This is a genomic window from Pseudomonas sp. TUM22785 (genome assembly GCF_028198105.1).
Classification (GTDB): Bacteria; Pseudomonadota; Gammaproteobacteria; order Pseudomonadales; family Pseudomonadaceae; genus Metapseudomonas; species Metapseudomonas solani.
The window spans coordinates 2,809,273-2,825,687 of record NZ_CP116239.1 but is presented as its reverse complement, the minus strand read 5'-3'; the positions used below and the strand labels follow the sequence as shown (position 1 = coordinate 2,825,687).

General features: G+C 66.9%; 14 protein-coding genes. 7 read left to right on the top strand and 7 right to left on the bottom strand.

The genetic code is table 11. From position 1 onward, the window contains the following. Nucleotides 1-35 precede the first annotated feature (35 nt). Nucleotides 36-1,007, bottom strand: coding sequence for a helix-turn-helix domain-containing protein (locus tag PI990_RS13040; RefSeq protein WP_271660866.1), 972 nt, complete (start codon nucleotides 1,005-1,007; stop codon nucleotides 36-38). A gap of 262 nt (nucleotides 1,008-1,269) precedes the next feature. On the opposite strand from PI990_RS13040, the gene PI990_RS13035 reads away from it, so the two are divergent. The 6 genes from PI990_RS13035 to PI990_RS13010 all read left to right on the top strand — a co-directional run bounded on the left by PI990_RS13035 (nucleotide 1,270) and on the right by PI990_RS13010 (nucleotide 8,010). Beyond that, nucleotides 1,270-1,803 (top strand): 2,4'-dihydroxyacetophenone dioxygenase family protein, encoded by a 534-nt coding sequence (locus PI990_RS13035; protein ID WP_021221744.1) that lies wholly within the window; start codon nucleotides 1,270-1,272, stop codon nucleotides 1,801-1,803. A gap of 44 nt (nucleotides 1,804-1,847) precedes the next feature. After that, nucleotides 1,848-3,119, top strand: a complete 1,272-nt coding sequence (locus tag PI990_RS13030) for an MFS transporter (protein ID WP_271660865.1) — start codon at nucleotides 1,848-1,850, stop codon at nucleotides 3,117-3,119. Further along, complete coding sequence (locus PI990_RS13025; protein WP_271660864.1) at nucleotides 3,119-4,177, top strand: 2,3-butanediol dehydrogenase; 1,059 nt, start codon at nucleotides 3,119-3,121, stop codon at nucleotides 4,175-4,177. Before PI990_RS13030 ends, PI990_RS13025 begins: the two co-directional genes overlap by 1 nt. Before the next feature lie 2 nt (nucleotides 4,178-4,179). After that, a complete protein-coding gene (locus PI990_RS13020) occupies nucleotides 4,180-4,914 on the top strand; it encodes an SDR family NAD(P)-dependent oxidoreductase (RefSeq protein ID WP_263404414.1) in 735 nt (244 codons plus the stop codon). Nucleotides 4,915-5,023: 109 nt separating this feature from the next. Continuing rightward, complete coding sequence (locus PI990_RS13015; RefSeq protein WP_271660863.1) at nucleotides 5,024-6,325, top strand: carbohydrate porin; 1,302 nt, start codon at nucleotides 5,024-5,026, stop codon at nucleotides 6,323-6,325. Between the two features lie 17 nt (nucleotides 6,326-6,342). Further along, complete coding sequence (locus tag PI990_RS13010; protein ID WP_271660862.1) at nucleotides 6,343-8,010, top strand: GMC family oxidoreductase; 1,668 nt, start codon at nucleotides 6,343-6,345, stop codon at nucleotides 8,008-8,010. A 1,013-nt stretch (nucleotides 8,011-9,023) separates the two neighbouring features. Here the strand turns inward: PI990_RS13010 and PI990_RS13005 are convergent. Beyond that, nucleotides 9,024-9,473 carry a hypothetical protein gene (locus PI990_RS13005; RefSeq protein WP_271660861.1) on the bottom strand — a complete coding sequence of 150 codons (450 nt, stop codon included), beginning with the start codon at nucleotides 9,471-9,473 and terminating at the stop codon, nucleotides 9,024-9,026. Nucleotides 9,474-9,837: 364 nt separating this feature from the next. Between PI990_RS13005 and PI990_RS13000 the strand changes: the two genes are divergently transcribed. Further along, nucleotides 9,838-10,980, top strand: coding sequence for a hypothetical protein (locus PI990_RS13000; protein WP_271660860.1), 1,143 nt, complete (start codon nucleotides 9,838-9,840; stop codon nucleotides 10,978-10,980). Nucleotides 10,981-11,096: 116 nt separating this feature from the next. Here PI990_RS13000 and PI990_RS12995 read toward each other — a convergent pair whose 3' ends face one another. The 5 genes from PI990_RS12995 to PI990_RS12975 form a co-directional block, all read right to left on the bottom strand. Continuing rightward, nucleotides 11,097-11,759, bottom strand: coding sequence for a hypothetical protein (locus tag PI990_RS12995; protein WP_271660859.1), 663 nt, complete (start codon nucleotides 11,757-11,759; stop codon nucleotides 11,097-11,099). A gap of 248 nt (nucleotides 11,760-12,007) precedes the next feature. Continuing rightward, a complete protein-coding gene (locus tag PI990_RS12990; RefSeq protein WP_271660858.1) occupies nucleotides 12,008-13,408 on the bottom strand; it encodes an MmgE/PrpD family protein in 1,401 nt (466 codons plus the stop codon). Between the two features lie 25 nt (nucleotides 13,409-13,433). Then, nucleotides 13,434-14,042 (bottom strand): 3-isopropylmalate dehydratase small subunit, encoded by a 609-nt coding sequence (leuD, locus tag PI990_RS12985; RefSeq protein ID WP_271660857.1) that lies wholly within the window; start codon nucleotides 14,040-14,042, stop codon nucleotides 13,434-13,436. Further along, nucleotides 13,973-15,394, bottom strand: coding sequence for a 3-isopropylmalate dehydratase large subunit (gene leuC / locus PI990_RS12980; RefSeq protein ID WP_271660856.1), 1,422 nt, complete (start codon nucleotides 15,392-15,394; stop codon nucleotides 13,973-13,975). The genes leuD and leuC overlap by 70 nt, the downstream gene beginning before the upstream one ends. Further along, nucleotides 15,391-16,410: a phosphoglycerate dehydrogenase gene (locus PI990_RS12975; RefSeq protein WP_271660855.1), complete on the bottom strand. Its 1,020-nt coding sequence runs from the start codon at nucleotides 16,408-16,410 to the stop codon at nucleotides 15,391-15,393. The genes leuC and PI990_RS12975 overlap by 4 nt, the downstream gene beginning before the upstream one ends. Nucleotides 16,411-16,415 lie beyond the last annotated feature (5 nt).

Below are 16,415 nucleotides of genomic sequence, written 5' to 3'. Positions count from 1 at the left end.
TCCTATTTTGCGCCGCTTTCAGCAGTGCCCAGTCCCTACCTCTCCCCCACCTCCCCCCTCACCTCACTCGGCGTCCTCCCATACCTCGCCTTGAAGCTCCGCGCGAAATGCGCCTGGCTCGAATAGCCGTGCCGGTACGCCACTTCGCTGATATCCAGGCCATTGGCTTGCGGGCTGCTGAGCAGACGGTGGGCGAGTTCGAGGCGGCGTTCGGCGATGTAGCGGCTGGGTGAGCCGCCTTCCTGGGCGAACAGGCGGGTGAGGTGGCGCACGGAGATGCCGATGCCCTGGGCGACGCGCTCGCAGCTGAGGCCCGGGTCGCCCAGCTGTTCGGCGATTAGGCGTTTGGCGGCCAGTAGATAGGAGGCGCCCTGGGCGCTGACGCGGTGTTCGCCGGTGCTGCCGGCGATGATGCTGGAGAGCAGCTCCAGGGCGTCGTCCTCGAAGTGCTCGGCCTCGCGGTTGGCGGGGCGCTGGAAGAAGCCCTGGGTGCGCTCGCAGAGGGTGCGGGTGAGCAGGCGTTGCAGGCGGGTTTCCGCGCCCACCTTGAGCGGGCCGTCGAGGCGGCCGAGGCAGCGTTCGCCGAACAGGTCCTGGGGGATGTCGAAGATGAACTGGCGCATGGCGCCGGAGAAGCCGAACAGGTAGGGCTTGTCGGTGCGGTAGATGATCATCTCCCCCGGCTCCAGCAGGGTGCAGCCTTCGCCCTGGTAGAAGAACGAGCGGCTTTCCTGCACCAGGGAGACGAACACCGATTCCTTGGGCACCGAGCGGATCATCGAGCAGTCCCGCTCCACCACGTGCTGGTTGCCGCGCACCAGGGCCAGGCTCATGGCGCCCAGTTCGAGGTTGGACTGCGAGGCGGCCAGGCCACCGTCGGCGTAGGAGGAGCATTTGAGGCCGACGAGGATGGAGGCGTTGTACTGCTCCCAGAACCTCAGGCGCTGTTCGACCGGGATGTCGCAGGTACTGGCTCGCCGGGTCTCGAGCAAGGCGGGTGTGGTCATTCTTATTGTTCTCGTGGGTCGCCGCGGATCGAACCCCCGGGCCAAACATCGGCAGCTCCCGGGGACCGGGCGTCGCGCATCCTCTGTGGGTGTGGGCGACGCCCGATCATTAACATCTGAACGCTGCCCGCCGTCAATCGCCCCCCGCCCGCTGCCCGGGCCCTGTCCGAAAAGCGCAAACAACAGGGCCGAGACGATCAAACCCGCTGCCGCCGCGCCCTCTAGAGTCGGCTCCAGTCCATAACAACAACGAGACTGGAACATGGCCGAGCCTGCCCGCAACGAATTCTGGAAAGACCTGCAAGCCATCCCCAACTGCTTCAAGCCCGATGCCAAGCCCGAGGTTTATCTGCCCAACGCGGCGAGCGACGACCTGAGCCTTTACGTGCCCTTCACCGAGACGGTGTCCTCGCGCCCGCTGTGGATCTCGCCGAGCGAGAACCGCTGGTGCGACATCCTCATGGCCCGTAGCGCCGGCCTGGTGAACCGCCACTACCACCCCCACGAAGTGTTCGCCTACACCCTCTCCGGCAAGTGGGGCTACCTGGAGCACGACTGGACCGCCACCGCCGGCGACTTCGTCTACGAGACGCCCGGCGAGGGCCACACCCTGGTGGCCTATGAGCACGAGGAGCCCATGCGCGCCTTCTTCATCGTCAAGGGCCCGCTGATCTGGCTCGACGAGCGCGGCGAGCCGGAGGGCTACTTCGACGTGCACTCCTACATCGCCATGTGCCGCGAGCACTACGAGAAGATCGGCCTCGGCGCCGCCTACATCGACTCCCTGTTCCGCTGACCCCTTGCCCGGGGCGCCCGCGCGGCGCCCCGGAGGAGAACGACATGGCGCCCACCACCTCCAACGCCCGGTATGAAAACGTACTGCTCGGCGTGCTCTTCCTCACCTTCGGCTTCGTATTCTTCGACCGCCTGGCACTGTCCTTCCTGTTTCCCTTCATGGCCGAGGAGCTGCAGCTCGGCAACCGCCACCTGGGCATGCTGTCGTCGGTGCTGGCCCTGGCCTGGGCGGTATCCGGGGCCCTGGTGGGCCTCTGGTCCGACCGCAACGGCGTGCGCAAGCCGCTGCTGATCGCGGCGGTGATCCTCTTCTCGCTGTGCTCGGCGCTGTCCGGGCTGGTGGGCGGCTTCCTCAGCCTGCTGCTGTTCCGAGGCGTGATGGGGCTGGCCGAGGGGCCGATCCTGCCGCTGTCGCAATCGCTGATGGTGGAGGCCTCGTCGCCCCACCGGCGCGGCCTCAACATGGGCCTGCTGCAGGGCTCGGCCGCCGGCCTGCTGGGTGCGGTGATCGGCCCGCCGGTGCTGATCGGCCTGGCCGAGGCCTTCGGCTGGCGGCATGCCTTCGTCATCTCCCTGGTGCCGGGGCTGCTGATCGCCTGGCTGATCTGGCGCTACGTGCGCCCCGACGACAGGGCACGTAAACCCGACGCCAGCGCGGCCGGCAACGGCGTCGGGCTCGGCGGCCGCCTGGCCCTGCTGAAGAGCCGCAACATCCTGCTGTGCACGCTGATCAGCTGCGTGTTCCTCACCTGGTTCATCGTGCTGATCTCCTTCACCCCCACCTTCCTGGTCAGCCAGCGCGGCTACAGCCCGGCGAGCATGGGCGGGATCATGAGCTGCCTGGGCGTGGCCTGGGTGTTCTGGGGCTTCGCCGTGGCGGCGATCTCCGACCGCATCGGCCGGCGCCCGACCCTGGTGCTGTTCTCCCTGGTGGCCGCCTGCTGCCCGCTGGCCCTGCTCTATGCGCCCACGCCCTTCAGCCTCGGCGCGCTGATGCTGCTGACCTACACCGGCCTGGGCTGCTTCACCCTGTTCATGGCCACCATCCCGGCGGAGACGGTGCCGCGCGGCGTCATCGCCACCGCCCTGGGGCTGATCATGGGCATCGGCGAGCTGGTGGGCGGCTTCATCGCCCCGACCATCGCCGGCTTCGCGGCCGACCGCTACGGCCTCTCCATCGTCATGTGGATGAGCTGCGGCGGTGCCCTGCTGGCCGCCCTGCTCTCGCTGTTCCTCAAGGAAACCGCGCCCACGGTGCTGGCCCGCAAAGCCGGCCGCCCCCTCGCCGACACCGCCAACCTGCAAGGACAACCCTGATGAACGCATTGCGCTGGCACGGCGCCCGGGACCTGCGCCTGGACGCCCTCGACATCCCCCCGCCCGGCCCCGGCGAGGTGGAACTCAAGGTGGCCTACTGCGGCATCTGCGGCAGCGACCTGCACGAGTACCAGGACGGCCCGCACTCCATCCCCCAGCAGCAGCCGCACCCGCTGTCCGGCTGCCGCGCGCCGCTGACCCTGGGCCACGAGTTCAGCGGCGTGATCACCGCGCTGGGCACCGGGGTGCAGGGCTTCACGGTGGGCGACCGGGTGGCGGTGGAGCCCATCTACCGCTGCGGTGATTGCCGCTACTGCCGCGTGGGCCAGTACAACCTGTGCAGCTCCATGGGCTTCATCGGCCTGATGGGCGATGGCGGTTTCGCCGAGCGCGCCCGGGTGCCGACCTACATGCTGCACCGCCTGCCGGCCGGCGTGAGCCTGCGCCAGGCCGCCGTGCTGGAGCCGGCCGCCGTGGCTCTGCACGCCCTGCGCCAGAGCAGCCTGCAGCCCGGCGACCGCTGCGCGGTGTTCGGCCTCGGGCCCATCGGCCTGCTGCTGATCGCCCTCGCCCGGCTGCGCGGCGTCGAGCACATAGTCGCGGTGGACGTGGCCCCCGAGCGCCTGGCGCGGGCCCTGGAGTTCGGCGCCGAGCGCGTGCTCGACGCCCGCCAGGTGGACGTGGTGCAGCAGCTGCAAGCCAGCGGTGGCGTGGATTGTGCCTTCGAGGCCGCCGGCAGCCAGGCGACCCTGGATGCGGCCCTGCACGGCCTGCGCAAGGGTGGCGAAGCGGTGCTGGTGGGCCTGATGGGCGAGGCGCGCTTCGACGCCTTCCACCTGGTCAATAACGAGCTGCGCATCACCAGCAGCGTCGGCTACTGCGACGTCTACCCGGAGCTGATCGCCCTGCTCGACAGCGGCCACCTCGACCTGGGCCGCGCGGTGACCCGCTGCGTGCCGCTGGAGCGCGCCGTCAGCGATGGCTTCGAAGCCCTGCTGGCTGACAAGGCGCAGATCAAGGTGCTGGTCAATCCCAACCCCGAACTGGCGGAGGCCTGAACATGCACGCATCGACCTTCAACCCCGGGCTGTTCCGGGATCGCCAGGTGCTGGTCACCGGCGGCACCTCCGGCATCGGCGCCGCCATCGCCCTGCAGTTCGCCGAACTGGGCGCCTCGGTGCTGGCCCTCGGGCTTAACGCCGATGGCGCGCTTACCCCGCGCCACCCGCTGGTGCGCCCGCAGGAGCTGGACGTAAGCGATGCCGCCGCGCTGGAAGCGGCCATCCAGGCCCTGCCCCGGCTGGATGTGCTGGTCAACTGCGCCGGCATCAGCCGCGACCGCGAGGAATACCAGCCGGCGAGCTTCGAGCGCGTGCTGCAGATCAACCTCGTCGCCGCGATGCGCGCCAGCCAGTGCGCCCGCGAGCTGCTGGCCCGCCAGGGCGGCAGCATCGTCAACATCGCCTCGATGTTCAGCACCTTCGGCTCGGCCGACCGCCCGGCCTACAGCGCCAGCAAGGGCGCCATCGTGCAGTTGAGCAAGTCGCTGGCCATCGAGTACGCGGCCCTGGGCATCCGCGTCAACGCCATCGCCCCCGGCTGGATCGACACGCCCCTGGGCGCCGGCCTCAAGGCGGATGCGCAAGCCACCCGGCGGATCATGCAGCGCACGCCCCTGGAGCGCTGGGGCGAACCCGCCGAGGTGGCCGCCGCCGTGGCCTTCCTCTGCAGCCCGGCGGCCAGCTTCATCACCGGCGCCGTGCTCGCCGTGGATGGTGGCTACCTCTGCACCTGAAGCCCTGATCCAACCCGAAAACGCCCACCCCGGAGCCCGCGCCCCGGGGCGGGGCCCTGCTGCCCAAAACAACCGCGCCTTAACAACAACAAGAAAGGACCGCCCAACCATGAACCGCACCCTGGCCCGCAACGCCCTGCTCCTGAGCCTGCCCCTGCTGCCCCTGCCCGGCCTCGCCGACGACGCCCCCGGCCCGCTGGCGGAGCTGGGCAGCCAGCTCGCCGAACACGGCATCAAGACCCACGCGGTATTCCTCAGCCTGGCCGTGAAGAACCTCGACACCGGCCCGCGCCCGCACAGCTTCGGCAACAGCGGCGACCTGTTCCTCGGTGCCGACCTGGACCTGGGAAAAATGGCTGGCCTGGACGGCGCCGCCCTGCACATCGAGCAGACCCAGTTCATCCTCGACCGCAACACCGGCCAGCCCACCTCGGGCGCCTGGCAGGGCGCCGTCGGCAGCTACTTCGGCGGCGCACCGATCCACAACGACATCGGCGCCAGCCAGCTGAGCCTGCTGACCTGGGAGCAGCAATGGCTCGACGGCAACCTGGAAACCCACCTGGGCCGCACCAACGCGCGCCGCTACTTCTTCATCTACAACTGCGAGAGCCAGGTCACCTGCAACGACCCGGTGATCGACGCCTCCACCGGCGTGCTGCCGCCCCCCTATGGCGCCTGGGGCGGCTACCTGAAGTACCGCCTGACGCCGGACCTGTACCTGCACGCCGGGGCCTTCGAATCCAACCCCGTGGACTACCTGAAGAAGCGCCACGGGCTGGACTTCAGCACCACCGACGCCAGTGGCACCAGCCTGCTCTACGGCATCGGCCGCCGCGAAGGCGCCGAGCGCAACCCCTACAGCTCCCATTACGAGCTCAACGGCTACCACAACACCTCAAAACAGACCGACTCGCTCACCGGTGCCAGCGAGCACGGCAGCAGCGGCGCCTTCTTCAAGTTCCAGCAAACGGTGTGGCGCGCCGACGGCGGCCAGGGTGATGCACCCCAGGCGGCGCAACTGTTCGGCTCGCTGTCGGCCGCCGCCGACGACAAGCAGCCCTTCCGCCACTTCGCCGAGGCCGGCATCAGCTGGCTGGCCCCCTTCGAGCGCCCCGGCGACACACTCAACCTCAAGGCCAGCTACCTGCGCCTCAACCCGCACCAGCTGGAGTTCCAGCGCCAGAGCCGCATCGCCGCCGGTGGCGACCCGAGCCAGGGCTCGCGGGATGTCTACGCACTGGAAGGCAACGGCCACTTCGCCCTCACCCGCCACCTCGCCCTGGAACCCAGCGTCCAGTACCTCTTCAACCCGGACAACTACTACAACCCCGGCGCCACCGAGATCAGTGGCGACGGTTTCGTCGTCGCCCTGCAGCTGACCCTGGACCTCGGCTCGCTGCTGGGCCTGTGAACCGCAAGGAATCCGCCATGACCTCACCCCGTCGCTTCGACTACATCATCGTCGGTGCCGGCTCGGCCGGCTGCGTGCTGGCCAACCGGCTCTCCGCCGACCCGGGCCTCTCGGTCTGCCTGATCGAGGCCGGCCCCAGCGACCGCAGCCTGTTCCCCGGCAGCTACATCCGCACGCCGGCGGGCATCATCCGCCTCATCGCCAACCCGAAATGGAACTGGATGCACCGCTTCAGCCACGCCACCGGCAGCGGCGAGGTGGAAGTGCCCTGCCCGCGCGGCCGCGTGTGGGGCGGCTCCAGCGCCATCAACGGGATGATCTACATCCGTGGCCACCGCCACGACTACGACCAATGGGCCACCCAGGGCAACCGCGGCTGGAGCTACGACGAGGTGCTGCCCTACTTCCGCCGCTCGGAACACTTCGAGCCCGGCGCCTCGGCCTGGCACGGCCAGGGCGGCGAACTCAACGTCGCCGAGCTGCGCAGCCCCAGTGCGGTGAATGCGGTGTTCTACCAGGCCGGCGAAGAACTCGGCTGGCGCTACAACGCCGACTTCAACGGCAGTGATCAGGAAGGCATCGGCCCCTTCCACGTCACCCAGATCAACGGCGAGCGCTGCAGCGCCGCGCGGGCCTTCCTCCACCCGGTGCTGACGCGCCCCAACCTGCAGGTGCTCAGCGACACCCTCACTCACCGCGTGCTGCTGCAGGGCGACCGCGCGGTGGGCGTGGAAGTGAGCCAGGGCGAGGAATTGCTGCAGCTGTTCGCCGAGCGCGAGGTGATTCTCAGCGCCGGCAGCATCAACTCGCCGCAGCTGCTGATGCTCTCCGGCATCGGCTCGGCGGTGGAGCTGGCGCGCCACGGCATCGCCCTGCGCCACGAGCTGCCCGGCGTGGGCCAGAACCTGCAGGACCACCAGGACGTGGTGCTCATGTACCGCAGCGACGCCGCCCTGGGCTACGGCCTCTCCCCGCGCGGGCTCTGGCCGCTGCTGCGCTCGCCCTGGCAGTACCTGGCCGGCCGGCGCGGCCCGCTCACCTCCAACACCGTGGAAGCCGGCGGCTTCCTGCGGCTCGACCCGGCCGCGTCGACACCGGAGCTGGGCCTGATCGTCGCCCCGGCACTGAAGAACCAGCCGCAACGGCCGGTGCCCTTCGGCCACGGCATCAGCCTGCACGTGGCGGTGATGCACCCGCAAAGCCGCGGTGAAGTACGCCTGAATTCACCGGACCCACGCGACAAACCGCACCTGGCCGCCAACTTCCTCAGCCACCCCGAAGACCTGCGCAAACTGGTGGAAGGCGTGCGCCTGGTACGCCGCCTGGCCGGCACCACCGCCTTCCGCCAGCACCTGCGCGGCGAGCTGGTACCCGGCAAGGCCATCGACAGCCAGGCGCAGATCGAACAATGGATACGCCACAACCTCGGCACCGTGTTCCACCCCGTCGGCACCTGCAAGATGGGCCACGACCCGCTCGCCGTGGTCGACGACCAGCTGCGCGTGCACGGCCTCGACGGCCTACGCGTGGTGGACGCCTCGATCATGCCCACCCTCATCACCGGCAACACCAACGCCCCGGCGATGATGATCGCGGAGAAGGCGGCGGAGATGATTCTGGGTACGGCACGCAAGGCGCCTGATTCGCAACCCAATGACGTCGCCCTGCCCACGCTCACCTCCTAGGGTGCGCGGCATGTAGGGGCGACTTCAGTCGCCAAGCAGACCGCAGGTCTGCCACTCGGTATCACAGGGGGATGCTGCGCATCCCTTGGCGACTGAAGTCGCCCCTACGCCGCTCCGTCGTTTAGCCGGTTTCCTTCGAGCCCCTATGCCGCGCTGGCAAAGCTAAGCCTGGATCGCCCGGCATGACCTGCCACGTTGTATGGCCGCGCGCGATGATCCGTTGCTGAGAGATGAGCCGAGTTGGAAGCGGTTTTTCTAAGGGTGCAGAAATGAAAAACGCCGCATGGGGGGCGGCGTTACTGATGGGAATGGCGCTATCGGCCAGAAGTGGACGATAACCAACTCACACTAGAGCCTTTCATAGACCACTTCAAAGTCAGCCCCCAGCTCCTCTTGGATAACCGCGAGCAGAGCCTCAGCGGCATCGTCAAATTCCTTAGACTCGACCGCGTCCCAAGGGCTTGGATCTGTTGGAGAGCCCCAGTTCAGAGCAGTGTCGTGCCAGCGTGTCATCTCGCCCAGACTCTCAAGGGTAGCGGTGCTTAACGGAAGCCTTTCTTCGATTGACCCCACCGAAAACTCTGCTAACGCAGCCTCATTCCCGCACCACAATGCGCCGCCTCCCCACTCGAACATCAAACGTATGCGAAACCGTTCAGCCATATGTCTTCCGGACATCCAGTGAAAAAGCCCTATCGTGGGTTAGCTACTCAGACGCTCATTATTGTCTTTTTGACTATTTGCTTTAAACCTGAAAGGCAGCTTGGAGCTGATAGTTATTGACCCTGAATCACAGCTCCTGGCCGATATCTACACATCACGAGCCCCCTTCCCTCCCCCATGAAAAACCTGGCCTGGCGCCGAGGTCAGGTCGCAGTTCACGACCACAGTCGGGGGCTTATGCCGCACGTGGAGAGACGATGATTTCACGTTGTGCTCCTCGTTGTTCACCAGCTCTTCGAAGCCCTTCTCGACGATCTGCTCCCGTTCGATGCGAGCGGTGACAAGGGCCGTTATGTCGAGGTGTATGACAAGGGCTGGGCCGGACGAGGCGCCAGCAGCAAGGCCAGCCACAACCAGGCGAACGGCACCGCCGCCCCCATGAGCAGGGTCGAGGCGTAACCGCTGAGCGAGAAGGCGCAGATGCTGGCTGCCAACACGGCAAGCCCCCAGAGCAGGCCGGCACGCACGCGCCTGCCCAGGCTGCGGGCCAGGGCGTGGACGATGAACCGCCCGATGACCGAGGCAACGACGAGCACCTGCTCGACGCCCAGGATGGCGATGCCTGTCATGAAGGCGGGCCCTTCGGTAGCCTCCTGCTCCACGGCCCAGAAGAACCAGGCGACCTGCGCCCAGTAGAGCACCGCCACCCCGGCCAGGGCCGCCAGGAATGCTCGCCATCCAGGGAGCAGCGCGGGCAGCGTGCCCACCAGCAACATCCCGATCAATGCCATGCCGTGCATGTGCCAACCTCCTTGTGTGGATCATCCTCGACGCCCGACGAGGCGGCTCCCTGCCTGCGGATGGGCGTACCCAGGGCGCCATCATCGACGGGGCGCGCGCCAGGTCAATCCCCGGAATGAGTTCCTGTCGAAGGGTTCGCAGAGGAGAAGTGCACGGCTCACCTAGGGTCACCCTCGGCGTATCCCAGCACCCTTTCACAGATCCGTGCCGCCTCGATTTCCAACCGGCATTCGCAGTGGCACTATCGGCCAGCTGCATGGAAATGGATGTCGCCATGCGCGCTCGCCTGCCGACGCGCTCTACCCGATATCCCACGCGCTCACGTTCACCTGACCCGCTCGGTTGCCGAGATAAGGACATCTCATGAACACCCTCGCTCTGCTTACCGACATCCTGCGAAAAACCAAGGCCTTCTCCGGCCGGGTGCCCAACAGCGCAAAGGACAAGGCCACTATCGTGGAGATATTCCGCGAGCTGATTCCGGCGAACGTTGCCTCGCTGGACCCCGACGTGATCGATGAGCCGCAAGACTACGAAGTGCTACTCGCTCGCCTGGCAGCCATCAGCAATGGCGATCTGGCGCCGGAGGACGTGCAGATCAAAGCCGGCCGCACCGGCAAGCTCACCCTGACCTTCACCCAGCAGCAGGAAACCCACTCGCTGACGTTCACCCACGAGGGCGGCACCTACATCGATCAGAGCTTTCTCGATGCGCTGCACAAGCACTGCAAGAAAAAGCTTCCCGGCACCTTTCTCTTCACCTCGGAAGCGGAGAGCATCGAGGCGGTGTATTTACCCTTGAAAGCATTCAAGCGGGTGAACAACGAACTGCTCAGCACGCAAAGCACCGATGCCCTGGCCACGCTGATCCAGGTCGGCAATGTTTATTCCATCGACTGGGACAGCATTCCGTACGACGTGGTGGAAGGGTTCACCCGGGACGGAGAGACCCTGATCACCGCCTTGATCAAGGCACCGTTCGCCGAGAAGCCCGGCAGCTGGGGCGCGACCCGTCGCATCGAGATTCTCGAAGGGCTCCAGGGCATGGCGAATGTCTTCCGGGCCAATGCCCACGGCGAGACGCCCCGCGAGATTGCACTGGCCACGGGCTGGGATCACCTGGTGCCGGAACTCAGCGGCGGGCCCGTGAACACCGTACCCGTCACGACTATCCGCGAGCGGGCTGGCAAGGGTCACACCTGCTTCGAGGATGACCTCAAGGAAGCATTCGAACGGCTGGATGCAAAGGGCCTGTTCGAATCGATTCACTTCGACCCGAGCAACCCCTTCCAATACCTCCACATCTCCCACAGACCCGACTTCATCTATGGCGAAGACACGCTGCTCGTCTCCCGCTATCGATTTGGCGGCGCCGTGGTCGGCTATCGCGCTTTCAGCCAGAAGCTCGGCGAAAACGGCTGGTCGATCAGCCGATTCGTGCCGTTGGGCGAGGTCGATCAACTGTGTGAAGTGATCGAGCGCTACTGCACACAGTCATTGGCCTGAGATCACTCCGGACGTAGGGTGTGCTGCGCGCACCGGCTTTACCGGCGGCACCCTGCAGAGGTGCGCACGGCACACCCTACGGCACCGAGCTCATCCTGCGGGCCTTGTCGCCGGGTTCACTGCTCCCGGACGTAAACCCCGTCGAAGCTCACATTCATGCCGCCGCAATTGTTGTTGTCATCGACGATCAGGAAGCGGCCGATACGGGTGTACTCGACAGCGCAGTCGTACTTGCCGTCGCCGTCCTTCGTCATGGCGTAGCGGCCTTTGGGCTTGAAGGTGCCGTCGATCTGCCCGATGTGGGTACTGGCGCCGCTGCCCCAGGTCGAATCACCGGTCACGTGCAGGCCCGGCCCATGCTCTTGCTGCTCGATGGTGAGGGTGCTGGCCCAGGCCTTCCAGGTGCCCAGCCAATCGCTGGTTTCCGGCAAGGGGTCAGCGGCTGGCGCGAGGCTCACCAACTCGATCCAGCCCACGGTTTCGCGCTTCTTGCCCTGGTACCAGGCACAGGCCCAACCGCCTTCGATCTTGTTGACCAGCACCTCGTCGCCCTCGATGAGGTAGGCCTTCTGCTGGCAGCCCTCGGATTCGGGGCAGCGCTCGTCGTCCTTGAAGAAGTGCGTCTGGTGCTTGTTCACGACCTTGTACAGCTGACTGAACTTGCCCTCGGAGGGGAAATAGCCATTTCGGCAGCTGAAGGGCTCGATGTCCTCTGCGTGGCTGGGCAGGCAGATCAGCGCCAGGGCGCTGGTGAGAAGAAAGGGAGTGATCTTGTGCATGAAGGGCCGGTCCTTGCCACTGTGACCGCTGCGGGGCGACAGGCCCGGCGGCGAAGAGGGAGCGGGAATCTAGCGACGTGCGCCCGCGAGGGTCAACTCGTACATCTGTACTAAGCGTGACCCGATGGAGCGCGCGCCCTGAATAGCGCCAGGAGCAGGTGATAACGATGGAAACGCAGGGCGGGCTTTGGCGAGCGGCAGACCGAGTCAGAAACGCCCTGCTCACTCGCCTCCGGACCCGACCGGAGCTATCGGGATACGGCCTCTTCGGGCAGCGAGGCTCCGGCCCGCATCGCCTTGAACAGCTCCGAGTAATCGACCTGCCGCTCCAGGTGGGCGACGTAGGCCAACACGCGATCCTGCGCACTGCGGTCGATATGCAGAGCCGCCATGCGCCGGAACTTGCGCTCGAAGTCCGCATCGGTCATCGGCGTTTCCAATGAGCCCGGGCCGCTGATCACCTCGCGGGTGAGTGTCTCGCCCGTTTTCAGGGTCACGCTCACCCGATTGGCCAGGTGCCTTGGGAACAGACGGGTCAACGCCGGATCTTCGCTGACCGTCGTCCTGCTCATCAGCTCACCCGCACGGGGATCGGCTATCCGCTGCGGTGAATAGGAGTCGAGGCTGATGTCGCCATCCAGCAGCGCCCGGGCAACGTTGTAGGGCAGGCTGTGGTCCGCCGTTTCCCGGGTTTTCGGTTGCCATTTCTCGGCGTCGGCGAGCACCCGTCGATTGAACTCCGAGGTCTCGATATGGATGGACTCGACGGCGCCGAGGTCGGCGATCTGCTCCCTCAGCTCCAGTGCCGCCCAAACGGCGGTATGCAGTTCACCGTTGGTGGGGAAGGTCTTGGTCAGCGAGCGAAGGATGGCGAAGTCGCCGTTGCCCTGATGACCGAAGCCCTCGACATCGAGCGTGAACTCGCCCGTCACCTGGCGGAAGAAGCCCATGTCCCCCTCGAATACCGGAGCCGGCCCGGTCATGCCGTGGCGCGCCAGGTTGGCGGCGAATACAGCATTGCGCGCCGCGTTCGCCGCCGAGCAACCCTTCCAGTCCGACAGCGAGCCGGAGCGTACCTGGCGCAAGGCCAGGTGTGCACTGAGGGCGATGTTGATCGCCTGTTCGGCCTGCCCTTCGTCCAGCTTCATCAGCCGCGCGGCCGCGGCAGCCATGGCCACGTTGATGTAATTGACGTGATCCCAACCTCGTTTGTTGAGGCTGGCGGCGTCCTGCAGGCGCATCTGGATCTCGTAGGCGATCACGATGGCCACGATCAGCTCGCTGCCCGTGGCACCTTCGGCTTCAGCCAGGGCCAGGCAGCCGGGGATGCTATCGCTGGGGTGGCCGGGCTCGAGCCCCATGTAGCCATCGTTGTAATCGAGGAAGCGCACCATGATGCCGTTGGCGAAGGCGGCCAACTCCGGCGTGGTGCGCAGGGCCGTGCCGAACACGCTGGATGCAGGCTGCGGCACCTTCGCCGCCACCGCGATGGCCGCGTTCACGGGCTTCTCGTCATAGGCACCGAGGATGCAGGCCAGGCTGTCGACGAAGCGCTGGCGCACGCATGCGATGACTTTTTCGGGAAGCGCCTCGAACGAGAGGTTGCAGGCATAGCGGGCGAGCTGCCGCGCGAGTACCGGGTCGGACATGGTTTTTATTCTCCGTGTTGTGGGTCTATACCAGCCAGGGATTGGCGCGAAGGTGCGCCGCCTCGAATGTGCGTATCTGCTCCGCACGCATGAGGGTGCTGCCGATGGCATCCAGCCCCTGCAGCAGCGCCTGCTTGCGCAACGAGTCGATGTCGAAAGCGATGAACGAGCCATCGCCGAGCAGCACCTGCTGCGCCTGCAGGTCGATGCTGAGCTGCGCCGTGGCGGGGTCACTGACCCTGCGCCCGAGACGCTGCAGCTCAGCGTCCTTCAGTTGAACCAGCAGGACGCCGTTGCGCAGGCAGTTGTCGAAGAAGATGCCGGCGAAGCGGGTGCCGATCAGCGCGCGAAAACCCGACTGCTTCAGGCCCCACACCGCGTGCTCGCGGCTGGAGCCGCAACCGAAGTTGGGACCGACCACGAGAAAGCTGGCGCGGCTCCAGGGCTCCTGGTTGAGCACGAAATCGGGGTTGGCCGAACCGTCGGCACGCAAGCGCAGGTCGAAGAACAGGCCACGGTCCAGACCGCTTCGATCAATGCCCTTGAGGAACTGCTTGGGCATGATCACGTCGGTATCGACGTTGGCCGCGAGCATGGGCGCGGCGATGCCGCTGACACGGGTGAAGGGTTGCATATCAGCGCTCCGGGGACAGGTTGCGGACATCGGTCAGGCAGCCCGCGACAGCTGCCGCCGCAACCATCGCCGGGGGCCAGTACATCGTCGTTCATCGCCAGGCACATCGAGCAGCCGGACTGCCGCCACTCGAAGCCCGCCTCGCGGAACACCTGCGCCAGGCCTTCGGCCTCCGCCTGCTCACGCACCTGGGTCGAGCCCGGTACGATCATCGCGCGCACATGGCCGGCCACGCGGCGCCCGCGCACCACCCGGGCGGCGTCGCGCAGGTCTTCGATCCGCGCGTTGGTGCAGGAACCGATGAAGGCATGGCTGATGCGGATGCCCGCCAGCCGTTCGCCGGCCGTCAGGCCCATGTAGCGCAGGGCACGCTGCAGGTCCTGGCGACGAATCGGGTCGCGTTCCAGCAGAGGGTCGGGCACGCATTCGCCGATGGTCGCTGCCTGGTCGGGGCTGGTGCCCCAGGTCACCATCGGTTGCAGTGCGGTGACGTCCAGTTCCACCTCGTGGTCGTACTGGGCACCGGGGTCGCTATGGAGCTCGCGCCAGCTCGCCACCGCCTGCTCCCAATGCTCGCCCTGCGGTGCGCGCGGCTTGCCGCGCAGGTAGGCGAAGACCTTGTCGTCAGGCGCCATGAAGGCGCCACGGGCCCCCGCCTCCACGGCCATGTTGCAGATTGTCATGCGCGCCTCGACGCTCAGTGCCCCGACGGTATCGCCGCAGAACTCGATGGCGTAGCCGGTGGCACCGGCCGCGCCGATGCGCTGGATCAGCGCCATGATGATGTCCTTGGAAACCACCCCCGGCGCCAGCTCGCCACGCACCGTCACGCGCATCGTTTTCAAACGCTTGTAGACCAGCGTCTGGGTGGCCAGCAGGTGCTCGATCTCCGAGGTGCCGATGCCGAAGCCGAAGGCGCCGAGCGCACCGTAGGTGGTGGTATGGCTGTCGCCGGCGGCGACCACCATGCCGGGCAGGATGAACCCCTGCTCCGGTGCCACCACGTGCTCGATGCCCTGGCGCTTGTCCAGCACGTCGAACAGCTCCAGGCCGAAGTCGTGGCAGTTCTGCTCGAAGTAGGACACCTGCCGCGCACCGCCGGCATCCGGCATGGCGGCGATGCGCTCGGGTGCCGTGGGGTTCACGTGGTCGACCACGCACAGGGTGGCCGACGGGCGCCACACCGCGCGCCCAGCCTCGCGCAGGCCGCTGAAGGCCTGCGGGCTGGTGTACTCGTTGGCCACCTGGCGGTCGACGTAGAGCAGCACGTGGCCCTGCTCGTCGAGGGTGCAGACGGTGTGGGAGTCGATGAGTTTCTCGTAGAGCGTGCGTGCACGCGTGGCCTGGCTCATAGGCCACCCTGGCCGCGCCGGCCATCCGCGATCACGCAGTGCGCGGGCGGGTTCTCGCCATCGAGCACCGCCACGACGCACTGCGCAGCGATCAGGTTGGTGCGTTGCAGGCCCTCATGGGTCGAAGCGCCGCTGTGGGGCGTGGCCACCACATTGGGCAGGGCCAGCAGGGCTTCGGTGGTGGTGCGGTAGCTGCCGTCGGTTTCACTGAGGAAGACATCCAGGCCGGCACCGGCAATGACGCCATCCAGCAGTGCCTCCAGCAATGCGCGGTCATCGACCAGACCGCCACGCGCAGTATTGATCAACATGGCGCCGGGCTTCATGCGGCTGAGCGCGGCAGCGTCGATGAGCAGGCGCGTCTCGTCGTTCAACGGCATGTGCAGGGTCACGTAGTCGCTCTCGGCCAGCAGGGTATCGAGCTCGACGAAGCGCACGCCCGCCTCGCGCCCGTAGTCCCAGTCCGGCGTACGCGAGCAGGCCAGTACGCGTACATCGAAGCCGGACAGGCGCTTGACCACGCCCCGGCCGATACGGCCCAGGCCGATGACGCCCACGGTCTTGCCGTACAGGTCTCCACCCAGGGCGATGGTCCAGTCGCCGTTGATCATGCGCGCCTTTGAATCACCCAGGCGCCGCCCCAGGGCCAGCATCATCGCCAGGGCGTGATCGGCGACGCTGGCGTCATTGCCGCCAACGGCGATGGTCGCGACCTTGCCGCTGGCACGTACCGCGGCCAGGTCCACGCGCTCATAGCCGACACCGCGGCGGGCGATGGCCTGCAGCCGTGGCAGGCGGGCCAGCAGCGAGCCGGTGACCCAGGCGTGGCCGACGATCCAGGCATCGGCATCGGCCAGCAGCGCTTGCAGCTGGTCTTCGCTAAGGTCGCCATCGGCCTGGCCGTCGGCCAGCGGTACCAGTTCCACCTCACAGCCGTTGGCGCGCAGATACACCAGGCTCTCGGCATCGAAGAAGCGCTGGGTCACCAGCACCTTGCGGGGGAGTCGCTCACTCATGAAGG

Bases quoted from the DNA above. Each gene is read 5' to 3' on its own strand.
- PI990_RS13035 (WP_021221744.1), top strand. From the start codon at position 1,270: ATGGCCGAGCCTGCCCGCAACGAATTCTGGAAAGACCTGCAAGCCATC.
- leuD (WP_271660857.1), bottom strand. From the start codon at position 14,042: ATGCAACCCTTCACCCGTGTCAGCGGCATCGCCGCGCCCATGCTCGCG.
- PI990_RS13000 (WP_271660860.1), top strand. From the start codon at position 9,838: ATGAACACCCTCGCTCTGCTTACCGACATCCTGCGAAAAACCAAGGCC.
- PI990_RS13005 (WP_271660861.1), bottom strand. From the start codon at position 9,473: ATGCACGGCATGGCATTGATCGGGATGTTGCTGGTGGGCACGCTGCCC.
- PI990_RS13040 (WP_271660866.1), bottom strand. From the start codon at position 1,007: ATGACCACACCCGCCTTGCTCGAGACCCGGCGAGCCAGTACCTGCGAC.
- PI990_RS13025 (WP_271660864.1), top strand. From the start codon at position 3,119: ATGAACGCATTGCGCTGGCACGGCGCCCGGGACCTGCGCCTGGACGCC.
- leuC (WP_271660856.1), bottom strand. From the start codon at position 15,394: ATGAGCCAGGCCACGCGTGCACGCACGCTCTACGAGAAACTCATCGAC.
- PI990_RS12975 (WP_271660855.1), bottom strand. From the start codon at position 16,410: ATGAGTGAGCGACTCCCCCGCAAGGTGCTGGTGACCCAGCGCTTCTTC.
- PI990_RS13030 (WP_271660865.1), top strand. From the start codon at position 1,848: ATGGCGCCCACCACCTCCAACGCCCGGTATGAAAACGTACTGCTCGGC.
- PI990_RS12995 (WP_271660859.1), bottom strand. From the start codon at position 11,759: ATGCACAAGATCACTCCCTTTCTTCTCACCAGCGCCCTGGCGCTGATC.
- PI990_RS13010 (WP_271660862.1), top strand. From the start codon at position 6,343: ATGACCTCACCCCGTCGCTTCGACTACATCATCGTCGGTGCCGGCTCG.
- PI990_RS13020 (WP_263404414.1), top strand. From the start codon at position 4,180: ATGCACGCATCGACCTTCAACCCCGGGCTGTTCCGGGATCGCCAGGTG.
- PI990_RS12990 (WP_271660858.1), bottom strand. From the start codon at position 13,408: ATGTCCGACCCGGTACTCGCGCGGCAGCTCGCCCGCTATGCCTGCAAC.
- PI990_RS13015 (WP_271660863.1), top strand. From the start codon at position 5,024: ATGAACCGCACCCTGGCCCGCAACGCCCTGCTCCTGAGCCTGCCCCTG.